Source organism: Anabaenopsis arnoldii, from assembly GCF_028331025.1.
GTDB lineage: Bacteria > Cyanobacteriota > Cyanobacteriia > Cyanobacteriales > Nostocaceae > Anabaenopsis > Anabaenopsis arnoldii.
Window position 1 is genome coordinate 1 of the sequence record NZ_JAQMUH010000180.1, and the last position, 16,101, is coordinate 16,101.

General features: G+C 41.2%; 14 protein-coding genes. 7 read left to right on the plus strand and 7 right to left on the minus strand.

Annotation, left to right across the window (positions count from 1 at the left end):
- On the minus strand, nt 1-523 hold a 523-nt coding region (locus tag PN457_RS15740; RefSeq protein ID WP_271734343.1), incomplete at its 3' end, for an IS607 family transposase.
- Between the two features lie 87 nt (nt 524-610).
- On the opposite strand from PN457_RS15740, the gene rppB reads away from it, so the two are divergent.
- On the plus strand, nt 611-1,987 hold the full coding sequence (gene rppB / locus PN457_RS15745) for a two-component system sensor histidine kinase RppB (protein WP_271734344.1): 1,377 nt from the start codon (nt 611-613) through the stop codon (nt 1,985-1,987).
- Between the two features lie 32 nt (nt 1,988-2,019).
- Here the strand turns inward: rppB and PN457_RS15750 are convergent, their stop codons facing one another.
- Nucleotides 2,020-2,988 (minus strand): SDR family oxidoreductase, encoded by a 969-nt coding sequence (locus tag PN457_RS15750; RefSeq protein ID WP_271734345.1) that lies wholly within the window; start codon nt 2,986-2,988, stop codon nt 2,020-2,022.
- 371 nt (nt 2,989-3,359) lie between these two features.
- Between PN457_RS15750 and treZ the strand changes: the two genes are divergently transcribed.
- Nucleotides 3,360-5,195 (plus strand): malto-oligosyltrehalose trehalohydrolase, encoded by a 1,836-nt coding sequence (gene treZ / locus PN457_RS15755; protein WP_271734346.1) that lies wholly within the window; start codon nt 3,360-3,362, stop codon nt 5,193-5,195.
- Nucleotides 5,196-5,218: 23 nt separating this feature from the next.
- A complete protein-coding gene (gene treY / locus PN457_RS15760) occupies nt 5,219-8,050 on the plus strand; it encodes a malto-oligosyltrehalose synthase (RefSeq protein ID WP_271734347.1) in 2,832 nt (943 codons plus the stop codon).
- 28 nt (nt 8,051-8,078) lie between these two features.
- Here treY and thyX read toward each other — a convergent pair whose 3' ends face one another.
- Nucleotides 8,079-8,801 (minus strand): FAD-dependent thymidylate synthase, encoded by a 723-nt coding sequence (thyX, locus tag PN457_RS15765; protein ID WP_271734348.1) that lies wholly within the window; start codon nt 8,799-8,801, stop codon nt 8,079-8,081.
- A gap of 566 nt (nt 8,802-9,367) precedes the next feature.
- Here thyX and PN457_RS15770 point away from each other — a divergent pair.
- Together PN457_RS15770 and PN457_RS15775 are read left to right on the plus strand one after the other, a co-directional pair.
- Complete coding sequence (locus PN457_RS15770) at nt 9,368-9,583, plus strand: chlorophyll a/b-binding protein (protein ID WP_271734349.1); 216 nt, start codon at nt 9,368-9,370, stop codon at nt 9,581-9,583.
- A 140-nt stretch (nt 9,584-9,723) separates the two neighbouring features.
- Nucleotides 9,724-10,305, plus strand: coding sequence for a thioredoxin family protein (locus PN457_RS15775; RefSeq protein ID WP_271734351.1), 582 nt, complete (start codon nt 9,724-9,726; stop codon nt 10,303-10,305).
- A gap of 57 nt (nt 10,306-10,362) precedes the next feature.
- On the opposite strand, the gene PN457_RS15780 is transcribed toward PN457_RS15775, so the two are convergent.
- Nucleotides 10,363-10,875, minus strand: coding sequence for a hypothetical protein (locus PN457_RS15780; protein WP_271734353.1), 513 nt, complete (start codon nt 10,873-10,875; stop codon nt 10,363-10,365).
- 166 nt (nt 10,876-11,041) lie between these two features.
- Nucleotides 11,042-11,557 (minus strand): crossover junction endodeoxyribonuclease RuvC, encoded by a 516-nt coding sequence (gene ruvC / locus PN457_RS15785; RefSeq protein WP_271734354.1) that lies wholly within the window; start codon nt 11,555-11,557, stop codon nt 11,042-11,044.
- A gap of 152 nt (nt 11,558-11,709) precedes the next feature.
- On the opposite strand from ruvC, the gene PN457_RS15790 reads away from it, so the two are divergent.
- Nucleotides 11,710-13,080, plus strand: coding sequence for a gluconeogenesis factor YvcK family protein (locus PN457_RS15790; RefSeq protein ID WP_271734355.1), 1,371 nt, complete (start codon nt 11,710-11,712; stop codon nt 13,078-13,080).
- A 7-nt stretch (nt 13,081-13,087) separates the two neighbouring features.
- A complete protein-coding gene (tsaE, locus tag PN457_RS15795) occupies nt 13,088-13,546 on the plus strand; it encodes a tRNA (adenosine(37)-N6)-threonylcarbamoyltransferase complex ATPase subunit type 1 TsaE (RefSeq protein WP_271734359.1) in 459 nt (152 codons plus the stop codon).
- 242 nt (nt 13,547-13,788) lie between these two features.
- On the opposite strand, the gene PN457_RS15800 is transcribed toward tsaE, so the two are convergent.
- Both PN457_RS15800 and PN457_RS15805 read right to left on the minus strand, forming a co-directional pair.
- Nucleotides 13,789-14,367 carry a Uma2 family endonuclease gene (locus PN457_RS15800; RefSeq protein ID WP_271734357.1) on the minus strand — a complete coding sequence of 193 codons (579 nt, stop codon included), beginning with the start codon at nt 14,365-14,367 and terminating at the stop codon, nt 13,789-13,791.
- A 152-nt stretch (nt 14,368-14,519) separates the two neighbouring features.
- Nucleotides 14,520-16,101, minus strand: a 1,582-nt coding sequence (locus PN457_RS15805) for a hypothetical protein (RefSeq protein WP_271734358.1), incomplete at its 5' end; no start/stop codon positions are given.

Below are 16,101 nucleotides of genomic sequence, written 5' to 3' on the forward strand. Positions count from 1 at the left end.
GAATGATTGCCATTAAGTCCTCGACTAATTCCTGTTGTGGAGATAGTGATTCTTGATTGGCTACAATAATTTCACATCTTACAGATGTAGCTAGTTCAAGGATGAAATCAAAAGCAAATCGGCACATTCTATTGTGTGCCACAACAATCGTTGAAATTTCGCCCCTTAACATCGACATCATTATTATTGACAGAAATTTATTTCTTTTAAAATTTAAACCTCCACCAATTTCTGATACCCAATCATCAACAGATAATCCCCTATTTAAGCAAAAAGTTTCCATTGCAGCTATTTGATTTTTTAGTTCCGGTTTTTGCCCACTAGATGATACCCGACAATAAACTATTACTTTTCGTTTTGATTCAATAGGTTTCAGTCCTTGGGCTATCAATAAGTCATCTTTAGTATAGAAACGATGTCCTGATAATGTTCTTTTAGCAGGAAGCTTCCCAAATGAATCCCATCGTTGTAATGTCTTGACTGACACCCCAATTTTCTCTGCAAACTCATGAGGTTTAAACATAAATACACTTATAGGTTTGTAGATAAGTGTATAGGCTTGTCTATTTAATTCTCAACTAGGCTACTACTCTCAACTTGATTCTCGGCTATGAATAGCTACTCACTTTTTTGGCGCAGTCGTCTACGGCTAGCCCTTTGGTATGCTGGGGTCATGGGTGTGATTTTGAGTGTTTCTGGCTTGGGAATGTATCGAGCAATGGTACAAACAAACTGGGCAGCAATGGAGCGCGAAATAGAATCAATTGCGGGAACTTTACACGATAGCGTCGAACCACTACTACCCGCTGGGGAAGAACCTACTGCTGTGCTGCAACAAATTTTTCCTGATCTGTGTTTGAGTGGGGAACCTTGTCAGGCTACGCCAACCCTGATTCAACGACACACCATTGGTATCAGCGATCGCACCACATATTATATTCGGCTGTTCAATCATCAAGGTAAACTCCTGGCTTTTTCACCCAATCAACCCCTATCTGTGCCGCCAACTCTCAACCGCAATTCATGGCAAACCTTCCGCACCGCTAAGGGTATTCGCTATCACCAATTCACCACGATTTTACATAGTGCCAATGCTGATTCATCCTGGGGCTATTTGCAAATTGGGCGCACTTTAGAACATTTTGATCAGGAAATCAGGCGAATTCAATCGATTATGGCCATTGCTTTGCCTATTGCTTTGAGCTTGGTTGCTACTTCTAGTTGGTGGCTTTCAGGATTAGCAATGCAGCCGATTTACCACTCCTATCAGCAACACCAACAATTTACCGCCAATGCGGCCCATGAATTGCGATCGCCCCTGGCTAGCCTGTTGGCAACTGTGGAAGCTATTCTGCGCATACCCCAATCAAATCCACAGGATATGCAAATAATGCTTTATACTGTTGAGCGCCAAGGACGACGATTGAGCCATTTGATCGCGGACTTACTCTTGTTAACCAGTCTTGAGCAAAATTCAGATGGAGAGCAATTTTCGGTTCCTTGTTGCTTAAATGATTTGGTGAGCGATTTGACCGAAGAATTTTTAGAGATGGCCACTGCTGGTGATATTCACTTAACCTGCCAAATTCCCACTTACGAGGTTTATACTTTAGGTAACGAATCCCAACTTTACCGTTTAGTGTCAAACTTGATTGCCAATGCCATTCAGTACACACCCACTGGGGGATATGTAACTGTTAGCCTAGTCAAGAGTGATTACACTGCTGTGATTGCGGTGAAAGATACAGGGATTGGCATTGGGCTTGCTGATCAGGAGCGAATTTTTGAGCGCTTTTACCGTGTTGATGGCGATCGCTCTCGTAAAACCGGAGGTACAGGGTTGGGGCTAGCCATTGCTCTGGCGATCGCCCAAAAACATCAGGGGATTCTCAAAGTTGAAAGTCAGGTGGGAAAAGGTAGCATTTTCATGCTAGTATTGAAAATACAACGGCTAGAAACACGTGGCACTGAACTACCTCACGAGTAGTATGGCTAGCGCCACGCTATCGCTATCAGAAACTATGACAGCGGTAAACCAATTTTCTGTGCTGTCTCCCTGGCCATATCCCAGACATCTTGGGATGTGATGCCGCCGGTACCTCGCCAATTGCCACTGATGCCTGTATAATCTCCCATGGGCTGAAATACGTTACCGTCGGTGATGTGGGCTGGTTTGTGATCCTGAAAGTGATCCTGATCAACTTGCTTTGCCATCATCGGTTCATATAGGTCTGGGGCTAAGGTTTTTTGTAATATCTGCAAGTATACAGCTTGACCAACGACAATTTCTCGCTGTGGTTTATTCACTAACTCGACAATGGCATCAGCTACCTGTTTAGCCGGGTATACAGGGGTCATGGCCTTAGTTTGGCGACCGGTGTAATTGGCAGCGTGTTGAAAAATTGGTGTATCTATAGAACCTGGTAGTACTGTACAAACATGAATGTCTTTGGCATTATCTAAATACAATTCCATGCGCAGAGAGTCGGAAAGACCACGAATCGCATATTTACTGATGGTGTAAGGGCTGGTGTATGGCTGACCGGTTACCCCCACTACTGAGGAAACATTGATCAGGTTACCGCTACCTTGTTCTCGGAAGTACGGTAACACAGCCCGCGCACCGTAAATATAACCAAATAGATTGGTTTCAATTACCTGGCGAAATACTTCCGGGGGTGCTTCTTCAAATCTGGCAAATAAACTAACAGCGGCATTATTTACCCATACATCAATTCTGCCAAAAGATGCGATCGCCCGCTGGGTTAATTCTTGAACTTCCGACTCATTACTAACATCGGTTGGTATGGCTAGAGCCGTTCCACCCAAGTGTTGACATTCTTGGGCTACTTCTTCGAGTGCTGTTTGATTCCGTGCTGCTAAAACTAATGTTCCCCGTTTTTTGGCAAATTCTAGAGCTGTCGCCCGTCCAATACCGGTTGATGCACCTGTAATTACAATGACTGAATTTCTAATCGGTCGTGTCATATTTCTTTCTCCACCAGAGGATGTATGATTTAGCGTTATTGCCTTTAATTACTTAAAAATACTCGTACCAATCCTATAGAAAATATTGACATTTTTATCACAACCTTAAGATAGATATTTCTAATTATGATTATTCCCAGTCCAGGAGTAACTTGCAGTTCATTAAAGCCTTTTTCAGGCTCATGAAGTACACACCAATTCCCTATTCCCTGTTCCCTGTTCCCTGTTCCCTGTTCCCTCAAACTAAAAAAAATTGTATCTCACGACCATGGGAAATGCTATATAAATCTACCTCTGAATATTTCCAGTGATGGAATAAAAAGCGTCATTACCGAGCTAAAGTCAAATTACAATCATTCTCTGGCGGTGTTATGAAAATTGGCACTGATTATTTAGGTGATGGTGTTTGTACATTTACCGTTTGGGGTCCCAATTTAGCAACAGTCTCACTGGAAATTATCTCCCCCCAGCGGCGCTTACTTCCGATGCAGCAGTTAGGGGAATATTGGCAATTTACCGGGAGAGATATTGCTCCAGGAACACAATATTTATATCTATTAAATAATAGTGAGTCTCGACCTGACCCAGCATCACATTTTCAGCCTTTAGATGTACATGGACCTTCCCAAGTTATAAATCATAGTTTTGGTTGGAGTGATCACAGTTGGTCTGGTATTCCATTGGAAACGATGATTATCTATGAATTGCATGTTGGTACTTTCACCCCGGAGGGAACCTTTAGGTCGATTATTCCCCGACTCCCAGATTTACGAGAATTGGGAATAAATGCTATTGAACTTATGCCTGTAGCCCAATTTCCCGGAGAACGCAATTGGGGTTATGATGGTGTTTATCCCTTTGCGGTACATAATTCCTATGGTTCCCCTGATCAGTTAAAACAATTAGTTGATGCTTGTCATCAAGAGGGAATAGCTGTAATTTTAGATGTGGTTTATAACCACTTTGGCCCAGAGGGTAATTATACAAGTCGCTTCGCACCTTATCTCACAGAAACTTATCGCACTCCTTGGGGTAGTGCGATTAATTTTGATCATGCACATAGCTATAATGTCCGGCAATTTTTTATTCAAAATGCCATATATTGGTTAACTGAATTTCATATTGATGCTTTACGCTTAGATGCTATTCACGCTATTTATGATTTGGGTGCAAAACACTTTTTAGCTGAACTGGCTGAAAATGTAGCTGTGCTTTCTGCGCAACAGGGACGGAAACTTTATTTAATTGCTGAAAGTGATTTAAATGACCCGCGTATTATTCGCCCACCTGAGTTGGGTGGTTATGGGATTGATGCTCAATGGAGTGACGACTTTCATCATTCATTATATAGTTTGTTGACAGGCGATCGCACAGGATACTATCAGGATTTTGGTCTGTGTGAACATCTAGTAAAAGCCTACAAAGATACTTTTGTTTATGACTGGCAATATTCCCATTATCGCCAACGTTATCACGGAAATAACACCAGCGATCGCCCTCCATCTCAATTTATAGTTTACAGCCAAAATCATGACCAGATAGGTAACAGAGTTTTAGGTGAAAGATTATCGCAACTGGTAAATTTTGACTCCTTAAAATTAGCTGCTGGTATAGTTTTACTTTCTCCCTATATTCCCCTGTTATTTATGGGGGAAGAATATGGCGAACAATCACCATTTATATACTTTGTTAGTCATTCAGACCCCCATTTAATTCAAGCAGTTAAACAGGGACGTAAACAGGAATTTTCGGGTTTTTCTGCTCAAGGAGAACCTCCACCCCCAGAGTCAACTAACACCTTTAACCTCTGTAAGCTGAATTGGGAAAAACGCCAAGCAGGTCAGCATCAAGTTTTATTATCATTTTACCAAAATTTGATTCAGATACGCCGCGAAAATCTCTCTTTATTACAAAGCAGCAGAGAAAATTTAGAAATAGGATTTTATGAAGATAAAAAGCTAATTTTATGGTGTAAATGTCGGGAAAATAACCAGATATTTTGCGCCATGAATTTTCAGAATTATCAAGTTAGGTTTAACCATAACTTTGCAAGTAATAATTGGGTTAAAGTTTTAGATTCTGCTGCAACTAAATGGTTAGGTAGGGGTTCACAGTTACCGGATAAAGTTAAATTACAGCAGCAATTAACCCTACCTCAGCAAAGTTTTGTAGTTTATCAAAAATCAACACCCACAGACAAAGAATAACCTAAAAAGGAGTTATTTTTGCTATGCGCATACCTACAGCAACTTATCGCATTCAATTCAATTGTACATTTAATTTTAATTCGGCTGAAAAAATTGTCAATTATCTGGATGATTTAGGTATTTCTGACCTATACGCATCACCAATATTTAAAGCCAGAATAGCTAGTACTCACGGCTATGATATAGTTGACCCTAATCAGTTAAACCCAGAGTTAGGAACACCAGCAGATTTTGCGGCTTTAGTTGCAGAACTAAAACAGCATAATATGGGGTGGTTACAAGATATTGTTCCTAACCATATGGCTTATGATAGCCAAAACCAATATCTGATGAATGTTCTAGAAAATGGTAGTAATTCTGTTTATGCAAACTATTTTGATATTTCTTGGAATTCTCCCATAGTTAATGGATTTGGTGAGAATCAACAACAACTATTAGCACCTTTACTTGGTAACTTTTATGGTGATTCTTTGGAAAATGGGGAAATTAAACTTAAATATGGTCAAAATGGCTTGAGTGTTAATTATTATGATTTGAGCTTCCCACTGAAACTGGAATCTTACGCTACGTTTCTGAATCAAAATATAGCTAAATTATCTGAAGTTTTAGGGAGAAATAACCCCATATTTGTCAGACTTCTAGGTATTCTTTATGTAGTCAAACATATACCTGCTGATGTCACAGCAAAGGAACGACAAGACCAAATTGATTTTGTCAAAGGATTGTTGTGGGAACTCTATACAGATAATAGAGATTTTAAAGGATTTATTGATAATAATATCAATTTTTTTAATGGTCAACCCGGTAACCCAGAAAGCTTTAATCTTTTAGATAGTTTACTCTCTGAACAATTTTTCCGCCTCGCTTTTTGGAAGGTGGGCGCAGAAGAGATTAATTACAGGAGGTTTTTTACTATTAACGAGTTAATTTCTGTTAAAAGTGAAGATTTTCAGGTATTTGAACACACCCACAGTTTAATTACTAACTTGGTGAAGGAAAATCAAATTACCGGTTTACGAGTTGACCATATTGATGGTCTTTATAACCCAACTGAGTATTTGCAGAGATTACAAGCAAAAGTAGGTGATACATACATCATAGTTGAAAAGATTCTGGAAGCGGGAGAAGATTTACCTCACTACTGGTCAATTCAGGGGACTACGGGTTATGATTTCTTAAATTATCTGAATGGTATTTTTTGTCAATCTGCAAGTGAAGATGATTTGACTAAAACTTACTGTAATATTACGGGGTTTAGAACAGACTATGAGCAACTGACTGTTGATAAGAAGCACTTAATTTTAGAAACAAATTTAGCAGGAGATGTTGATAATTTAACTTATATTTTTAAGAAAATAGCGAGTAAACATCGTTACGGTAATGATTTTACCATTAATGGTTTAAAAAGAGCGATCGCCCAAATCCTCACTTTATTTCCCATTTACCGCACTTATACCCATCAGAGTGAGATTTTAGCTGCAGACCGCCAATATATCACAGCAGTAATTCAACAAGCTAAATCAAATCTACCTCTATTACACCATGAATTAACTTTTATTGAAAAAGTCCTGTTACTGGAATATGAAAATTCTCTCACACCAGAAGACCAAGAGCAATGGCTGTATTTTGTCATGCGACTACAACAGTATACTGGTCCGTTAATGGCTAAAGGCGTTGAAGACACTGCATTATATGTTTATAACCGGTTTATTTCCTTAAACGAAGTCGGTGGAAACCCAGCTAAATTTGGTTTGACTCTTACCGATTTCCACGACTTTAACCAACAGCGCCAAACTCGTTGGCTACACTCGGTGAATACTACCTCTACCCATGATACTAAAAGAGGTGAAGATGTTCGCGCCAGATTAAATGTTTTATCAGAAATTCCCGAAGAATGGCAAAAACAAGTTTATGGATTTTGTGAAATTAACCGTGTTCACAAAACCAGTATAAATAAAACTTTATCCATACCAGATACTAATGACGAATATCAATTATATCAGATGCTCATAGGGGCATTGCCATTTTTTGAACATGAGTATAGCAATTTTAATGACCGCATTCAAGATTATGTACTCAAAGCTGCTAGAGAAGCTAAACTTTATACAGCATGGCTGCGACCCAATCAAACCTATGAAAATGCTTTAACTAAATTTGTGGCCGAAGTCTTAAAATTATCCCCAGAAAATAAATTTTGGCAGAAATTTTTACCCTTTCAGCAAAAGGTCGCCTACTATGGTATCTTTAACTCTTTATCTCAGACATTAATAAAAATCACATCCCCAGGAGTTCCAGATTTTTATCAAGGAACTGAACTTTGGGATTTGAGTATGGTAGACCCGGATAATCGTCGTCAAGTTGATTTTGAAATTCGCCAGGATCATCTCAAATTCATTAAACAACAAATCCAGAGGGATATTTTAAACTTGATAGATGAACTATTAGCCACCAAAGAAGATGGTAGAATAAAGTTATTTCTCACTATCCAAGCCTTAAAAGCCAGAAGGGAAAACATCAGGGTTTTTCAAGAGCGTGGCTATATCCCCTTAGAAACTGGGGGAAAATTCTCAGACCATATCATTGCTTTTGCGAGAATACATGGTGATGATCAAATAATTACCATTGCACCCCGCTTTCTTACCAGTGTAATTCAACCAGGTGAATATCCTCTTGGTTTATCAGTCTGGGATGACACTTATATTAGTTTACCACCATCCGCGTCTTTGATGTGGCAAGATAGCATTACCGGGGAAAAGCTCAAAGCTGATCAAAATATCGCAGTTGGGGAAGCACTGCAAAACTTCCCCGTAGCACTTTTAAAAAAGTGTAACTCGGATCAAAAAACTTGGCGATAACGTGGCTTAAACTATACCTTGACAAAATTCAAGGAGCTAACCGAGCTTTACCTTGACGCTGCTTTTCATACCATTGTGCGATCGCCGGTGTCCATTCTACAAAATGAGGCCACATCAGTTCACACAACTTTTGAATTTCCAATTGAGCATCCTTTTTATATCTCATATCACAAAAGTGCATGAAGGAGCGTAAATTGAAACTGACCACAAAATGCTGGCGATAATCAAAAGGTACCTTACCTCTAGCGTGTTCCTCAGACATTCCCCCCTCAAAATCGGCTTTATAACGCTTCGCAGCTTCCAGACACCATGCTAAATCCGCTGTGCGTTGTTCGGGAGAATAGTAATATTTTTTACCATTTCTATCGGAGTAATAACCAACTGGACGCAGGTAAAAAACCTCTTCAATGTCTTTTTTGCCTTCCACTACATCAATAAATTGGTTACCCGTATACCTAAAAGACTGGACATCGAAAGATACAGATATTCTATGAGTACGAGCCTGCTGCATCACACTATGGGGGAAATAACCACAGTTGAAAACAATTTGGGGATGCTCCAATGGTCCATAATGTCCCCTCTCCCCCGCTAATAGTCGCTTAAGAATAATTTCGCCACATTTTGACTCTGTAGGCCAGGAGTCACGCTGATCATACACCAAGCCATCACTATAATCTTGGTGCATCGCGGCGTAAATCACCTGCTGAGGATTTGGTGTTTTGGCAATCACCTCTACTCGAAATCGATCCATTGATAAATTGCAGCCTGTTCGTTAAATGTCTTTGACACTCCCCACGTCTAAAGCCGGGGGATTCTTGAAGAGTCACCAAACTGACCTTCAATGGTGCTGGCAAAAACACCCTACACGCTCATAACAACATCAATGCAAAAGGTATTGCAATTGCGCTTACTTTTTTTTTGCTTTGGTGAGTCCATCGCAATGCCAGTTAGGTACGCTCAACATCCTGCCATTATTCGCCCTTTAACTATTCCAAATCAAGTTGGATATGTCCGTTGCCGGGATTTCTCCGCACTAGGATGAATCATCACGTAGATGGTTATTCTTACTCCCTTTGACTATTATACCACTGTGGCTAAAGCCAGTCAATCGTTCTAATGCGACTAAAGTCCCTATCGACTTATCCCCATGTCTAAAAGCCATTGGCTCAGGTCTCGTTTTCTGGTCAACCCAATTTAACCCACTACCCAACCAAGATCAGGGAGCATCCTCAAAATTAATTCAGTTCAGATAGTTTACAAAAATTCATCTGTTTGTTATAATTATTTACATAAGAACTAAAAAACCGGAAAAATTATATGCGTAGCAACACAAGCATTGTTGACGACCAAGGTCTAATGAACAACTTTGCCATTGAGCCAAAGGTTTATGTAGATGAGCAAGGCGATCGCACCGGGTTTACTCCCTACGCCGAATTACTCAACGGTCGTTTAGCAATGATTGGTTTTGTCTCTCTTATAGCCTTAGAAGTATTCACAGGACATGGTATCTTCGGCCTTTTGGCAAGCCTGTAAAAATTAATCTTGACTTTAACATATAAAATATTATTAAGACGTTTACTATAAACGTCTTTAATTTTATGGAGAGTTCGATGGTATTTTGACAGTAACGCACCAGCAAGAGCCGTTGTCAGATTAAATTATCAGGGTGAACTATGGTTTTAACTGCTTCCACAATGTTGCCATTAGGCACACAAGCACCAGATTTTCATCTACCAGAAGTGGTATCTGGAAAAACAATTTCCCTAAATACATTTGCTGATAAAAAAGCATTGTTAATCATGTTTATTTGTCAGCATTGCCCATTTGTCAAACATATTAAAACGGAATTAGCCCTGCTAGGAAAAGATTATTTCAACAGTGAGTTAGGTATCCTTGCTATCAGTGCCAATGATGCGGAAAAATACCCAGATGATGGGCCAGAGTCTTTGAAAGCAATGGCCAGAGAACTTGATTTGAAGTTTCCTTTGTGTTACGACCAGACCCAAGAAACTGCAAAAGCTTATACAGCAGCTTGTACACCTGATTTCTTCCTATTTGACTCAGAAGGTAAACTGGCTTATCGGGGACAACTAGATGATAGCCGTCCCAGTAATAATCAACCGGTGACAGGTGCAGATTTACGCAGTGCGATCGCCGCAGTGTTGGCCGGTCAACCCATTACCATAGAACAAAAGCCTAGTATTGGCTGCAATATTAAATGGAAACCCGGTAATGAACCCAGTTATTTTGGGTGATTGCGGTTGGGGATGAATTGCTTTCATCCCCGGTTCCCAGTCCCAAAAAAACCTTGGTTAGTGATGAATTTCCAGATTCAAGATGTAACTTCCCAATTGGACTTTTTCAGCCCATAATTCATATTCCAGATGCAAATACTCTGGTAAATAACTTCCCTTGAGTGAGAGGATTTTCGTAAAATTTCGTAACCGCATGGGGGTATGAGATTGCAAAGACTCTGTAGGTAACCAATAACGGCTCAGTCCATAAACGCCTTGTTCCCAGAAATGACGATAACTAACTTGATCATGACCTTGCATAGTCATAATTACGCGGTAGGGCGAAATCTCCAGCCACAAAATTCGCGGACTTCTGGGGGTTTGAGCTTGCTTGTGATTTCCGTGATAGATGTCTTGTGAACCTAAAGAACTGGCCACTTCACAGGTAATTAGGGGCGGTACTGTCAACAGTAAATGGAATTTATCCGTATCTTTTTGATACAGTGTACCGTCAGTCTCAACCACAGACCGGAGGGGCAGATCAGTGGAAATAAGTGATAAACATACAGGCTTGCGGTGATGGGTGAGCATGGGAGCGATGGGAGCTAAACGCTATTGAATGAGATAAAAATAACACTAATACTTTTAGCTGTGACAATCAGCAAGTAAAGGGTCAAACATCCTCAATACTAACTGAATTTGCTGATTGGGTAAGTGAAATAAGTTAACACAAAAATCCCTAGAAAAATCAAAAAATCTAAAGTATTTTAGTATGAACTAGAGGTAGTTTATACCAAGCCGTCAAAGCCACCGCCAAAGCATCAGCAGCATCATCTGGTCGGGGGATCTCATCTAAATCCAATTCCCGCGCCACAGCATCTTGCACTTCAGACTTATCGGCATTACCATAACCGGTTAGGGCTTGTTTAATTTGGGCGGGAGTAAATTCCACATAGGTCAGCTGATGCTGTGCTAAAGCTAACAAAAGCACACCTCTAGCCTGTGCCACAAGAATTGTACTCGACATCCGATAGAAAAATAATTTTTCTACCGCTACCAAATCTGGCTGTAATTCCTGAATCACAGTGTGTAAATCGTCAAATAAGGTACATAGGCGCTGTCCCATCTCCATTTTAGCAGAGGTCTGGATGACCCCGAAATCTACCATTTTCACCGATGTATCGGTGATTTGAGCGGGATTCTGGGTGCAACTAATTAGCCCGAAGCCCAAAATTGCTAATCCCGGATCTAATCCTAAAATACGTTTTTCCATTAAATTCAAGTTGAAAGTCACACTGGCAAGTTTGACCACTTGCTGCTAATCTAAAATCCTGAATCAAGTTGAAATTTCACATTTGATGTTAAGACCAAGTAGGGTAAGTTTCCTGTTAATCATTTATTTTGTAGCACTGGTCTGAATCAGGTATGTCAATTGGTTTTCTCAATCGGCTTCTTAAAGCCCTGCAAAAGCAGTCTACCTGCTTCACCTCTCACCGTCTCAACCAGTGGTTCAAGTGGTTATCCCCAGGACTAGCTATAAAACGTTGGTTACTTATCAGTCTGGGGGGTGTACTGTTGGCAATTTTGGGGTTAGCAATATCGGTGAAGCTAACCCCAATTTTTTGGGCTATAGAGTTGCTTAGGAGTTTTTTGGCAGTAATTGCTGAGGTTTTACCCCACTATATTAGTGGACCGTTGGTGTTACTGGCTGGTTTACTGTTGCTGCTTTGGGGTCAAACTCGGACTGTAGGCTCAATTACTCAGGTGCTACGACCAGATAGCGAAGAGGAATTAATTGACGTTCTGATGGCACATCGCCGATTATACCGCGGTCCAAAAATTGTCGTGATTGGTGGTGGTACAGGACTTTCTACTTTATTACGGGGATTGAAAACCTATAGCGCCAATATTACCGCTATTGTAACTGTAGCTGATGATGGTGGGTCTTCGGGGCGGTTACGTCAGGAATTTGGTGTTTTACCACCGGGGGATATTCGTAATTGTGTAGCAGCACTGGCAAATGAAGAAAAGTTATTAACAGAATTATTTCAATATCGTTTTAAGGCTGGGGATGGGTTGATAGGCCATAGTTTTGGCAATTTGTTTTTAACTGCTATGACTGATATTACTGGGGATTTAGAACAGGCGGTAGCAGCCAGTTCTAAGGTGCTAGCTGTACAAGGACAAGTGTTACCGGCTACTCTAAGTGATGTTAGTCTCTGGGCAGAATTAGAGGATGGTCGTCGCGTTGAGGGAGAATCTAGTATTCCTGAAGCCGGGGGTAAAATTGTCAAAATTGGGTGTATCCCCCCAAATCCGCCGGCTTTGCCCGCAGCAATTAAGTCCATTAAGGAGGCGGACTATATTATTATCGGCCCTGGTAGTTTGTATACTAGTATCATTCCGAATTTACTTATACCAGAAATCGCCGATGCGATCGCCAAATCTACAGCCCCTCGCATCTACATTTGCAATATTATGACTCAACCAGGAGAAACCCAGGGATATACTGTTGGTGACCATATTCAAGCTATTGATGCAGTCTGCGGAAACAGACAACTGTTTGATGCGGTTTTAGTACACAAAAAATCTCCCTCTGCGACATCACTCATCCGTTATGCTCAACAAAATTCCCATCCAGTATTCTTGGATAGAGAAAATGTCACCCTATTAGGGCGGCGAATTGTTCTAGCTAATGTCTTACATGAAGATGAAACAGGTTACGTGCGTCACAATCCCCAGAAACTAGCACGAGTGTTATTACGGTGGTACAGTGGAAATCATCATGGCAAGTGAATTCAAAATGGAACCAGAAAAAATATCCCATTTTGACCCGTCTGGGAATATTGTACTTACAGATGCACAGGCAACTCTCAGCTTAGGCATTGCACTTGGTCAAAACCTCACTCCTGGGACTGTAATTTTATTAGAAGGTGATTTAGGCAGTGGTAAAACTACCCTAGTGCAGGGAATTGGTCAAGGTTTAGGCATCACTGAATCAATTGTTAGTCCTACTTTTACCCTGATTAATGAGTATACCCAAGGGCGTATACCTCTATACCATTTAGATTTATATCGCCTAGAACCCGCTGAGGTTGTGGCTTTGAACCTAGAAACCTATTGGGAAGGTGTGGAGGTGATACCGGGAATTGTGGCCATTGAATGGCCAGAACGAATGTGCTACAAGCCGGATAGTTATCTGAGGGTGTTATTGACCTATGGGGAAGACGGGACTCGTCAAGCCCAAATTACTAGGCTCTAGATATGGTTTAGCTGTAGGCTAAAAGAGCGATCGCCTGAAGCCACACAAGTTCAAAAAGCGATCGACCAAAAGGGAACAGGGAACAGGGAACAGGGAACAGGGAACAGGGAATACACCCAACACACACAAAAAACAATCAAATCCAGTCCCCTTTCCCTTATAAAGGGAAAGGTGAGGGTGGGGTCAAATAATATTCGATACACTAATCATGACTTGACAAACATCCTCTTACCGGTTAAACATCATCCCCAAATTTTCCCCAAATTAACTACCAACCCAGGTAAAACATCCTCACCAGACAAGGTTAATGGCAATTTTAAAACCTCTACCTCTTGTCCAGGACGATAAATTTCTACTTCCTGTTTTTTCCGATTTATTAACCAACCTAAACGACAACCATTTAAGATATATTCCTGCATTTTCTCCTGAACTTTTTTCAAATTATCCGATGGTGACATAATTTCAATAGCAAAGTCAGGACATAGGGGAATGAACTTTTCTTTTTGTTCTTTAGTCAACCCATCCCAACGAGATTTTTCTACCCAAGAAACATCAGGAGAGCGATCAGCACCATTTGGTAAAGTAAAACCTGTGGAAGAATCAAAAACCTCTCCTAGCCCCGTTGCTTCATTCCATGATGTTAGTTGAAATATTAAATTAACATTAATTTTTCCGGTTTCCCCTCCCGTTGGTGGCATGATAACTAGTTGTCCTTGGGCATTGCGTTCTAATTTTAAATCGGGGTTTTCTGCACACAGTTGGTAAAACTGCTCTCTATTTAGTTGAATAATGGGATTGAGATTTAATGTTAGTGCTGTCATATAGTCATCCTATTTGACTTGAGAAATTATCAGTGAGGAAAGGGAACACACCGATCAGGGAACAGGGAACAGAAATTGTTCATGAATCATTTAGGATTGCTATATTAACTACCCTGCTATATAAATCCTAGACAAGTCTAGACATTTATTTCTTACTTCAATGAGCAAGTCTCTAGGTATTTTTGGTAAACAATTTCCCCAAATTTTTCAGGTTCTCCCTGGGTGAAGGGGGACTCTTCCACCTTAGTTTGAATATATTGACTCAGCTGTGATCTTTGCTCATGGTCATCAATCAAGCTGACAGCCCTGGCAATATACTCTTCTACAGACGGGGTAACCAGTTGGGCTGGTAGTCCTAATCTTTTGAACAGAGCTTTCTCTGAGGTCTGGGGTAAAAACGGCCCATCCAGACAGATACTAACCACACCACAGTGGCTACAGTCATAAATGGTATTGGTATGGCCGAAGGGAAAGGGGCTGAGGGAAAGATCACACTCCCTTAACTGGCGCATATAATCTTTGTAGTCTTGGTGTTTGAAGACAGTGACGCTGTTGCCCAGAAAAGACTGGATGGTTCTTTTGATGTAATGGTAACTTATGCCCTGGGCTAAGGCTAGGAAAAAGCGGAAGTGCAGGGGCTGGGTGGCTTGGTCTCGGATGGAGCGACAGGCTGCAAGGAAGGGCATGGAGAGTTTCATGGAGGTGGCTGATACCGCCACTATTACCGGTGATCCGGGGAGTTTTGCCCCCCGCTCCGGCTGACTGGCTTTGATCTCAGCTAGATCGGGATGATCTGCCCAGGGGAAACTGCTGACTGGAAAATACAAAGGTTGCTCACTGAATAGGGATGTTGTCAACTCAACATCGTCTCGTACGGTAATAAAGTCTATGCGTTGGGAATGGGTGGAGGCGGGATGACCACCGCTCATGATTTGTAGGGGGGCAAAACGCACAGAGGAGGCCATGACTGTATGCAGCCCCATACCAATACTGGGCATATAGATGACCGCGGGGGCAAGATTCCGCATAATGGTGTGAATTTCTGGGATTTGAACCCAAATGTCTCCCGATAGGCCAATGTGGCGGTCAAACAGCGCCATCCCCACTTCATCAATTTGAGATATTGGTCCCACACCAATGACATTAAAGTGCTTTTTCAAACTCTTGATTGCAGGAGCATAACAGCGATACATGGCAGATTTGCACTGCATCCACTCGTGTACCACTACCAAGGTGGGGAGGTTGCCGGGTTTAGGGACTGATTGCTGTAATTGGGCTGGGGTAAAATCCTCTATTTTCCAGGAGGCTAAAATCTGCCTGGCTAATTGGTGAATGGGTTTTTTTATGTCTTCTTTGTTGAGTCCATCAGCATAACTGCAATACATATAGGTAGCCACGAATATGGGGAGGGGGAGTTCCTGGGGTTGCTGAATTTGCAGCAGCCGTTGGGGTAGTTCCCGCAGGAGGATTTGTTTTTTTTCGTGGGCGCGTTTGGAACCGCAAAAGGGTGGGGAGAGTAAGGCAATCATCAGGCTAGTTACCCCAATGGGATCCCATTCCCAAGCCTGTAAAATGGTATCAATTGTTATGTGCGATTCCAGGCTATAGAGCAACAGGACTTTGCGGAAATCCTGACGTTTGAAGGCGGTTTTGTTATCCTCATTGGTATCATTCAAGCCGGCAATAATATGGTCAGCATTCTGATAGGAAGTGGCTTGAAAGATCAGGGCTAGC

Coding starts and splice junctions, on each gene's coding strand:
- rppB (WP_271734344.1), top strand. CDS start 611: ATGAATAGCTACTCACTTTTTTGGCGCAGTCGTCTACGGCTAGCCCTT.
- PN457_RS15750 (WP_271734345.1), bottom strand. CDS start 2,988: ATGACACGACCGATTAGAAATTCAGTCATTGTAATTACAGGTGCATCA.
- treZ (WP_271734346.1), top strand. CDS start 3,360: ATGAAAATTGGCACTGATTATTTAGGTGATGGTGTTTGTACATTTACC.
- treY (WP_271734347.1), top strand. CDS start 5,219: ATGCGCATACCTACAGCAACTTATCGCATTCAATTCAATTGTACATTT.
- thyX (WP_271734348.1), bottom strand. CDS start 8,801: ATGGATCGATTTCGAGTAGAGGTGATTGCCAAAACACCAAATCCTCAG.
- PN457_RS15770 (WP_271734349.1), top strand. CDS start 9,368: ATGCGTAGCAACACAAGCATTGTTGACGACCAAGGTCTAATGAACAAC.
- PN457_RS15775 (WP_271734351.1), top strand. CDS start 9,724: ATGGTTTTAACTGCTTCCACAATGTTGCCATTAGGCACACAAGCACCA.
- PN457_RS15780 (WP_271734353.1), bottom strand. CDS start 10,875: ATGCTCACCCATCACCGCAAGCCTGTATGTTTATCACTTATTTCCACT.
- ruvC (WP_271734354.1), bottom strand. CDS start 11,557: ATGGAAAAACGTATTTTAGGATTAGATCCGGGATTAGCAATTTTGGGC.
- PN457_RS15790 (WP_271734355.1), top strand. CDS start 11,710: ATGTCAATTGGTTTTCTCAATCGGCTTCTTAAAGCCCTGCAAAAGCAG.
- tsaE (WP_271734359.1), top strand. CDS start 13,088: ATGGAACCAGAAAAAATATCCCATTTTGACCCGTCTGGGAATATTGTA.
- PN457_RS15800 (WP_271734357.1), bottom strand. CDS start 14,367: ATGACAGCACTAACATTAAATCTCAATCCCATTATTCAACTAAATAGA.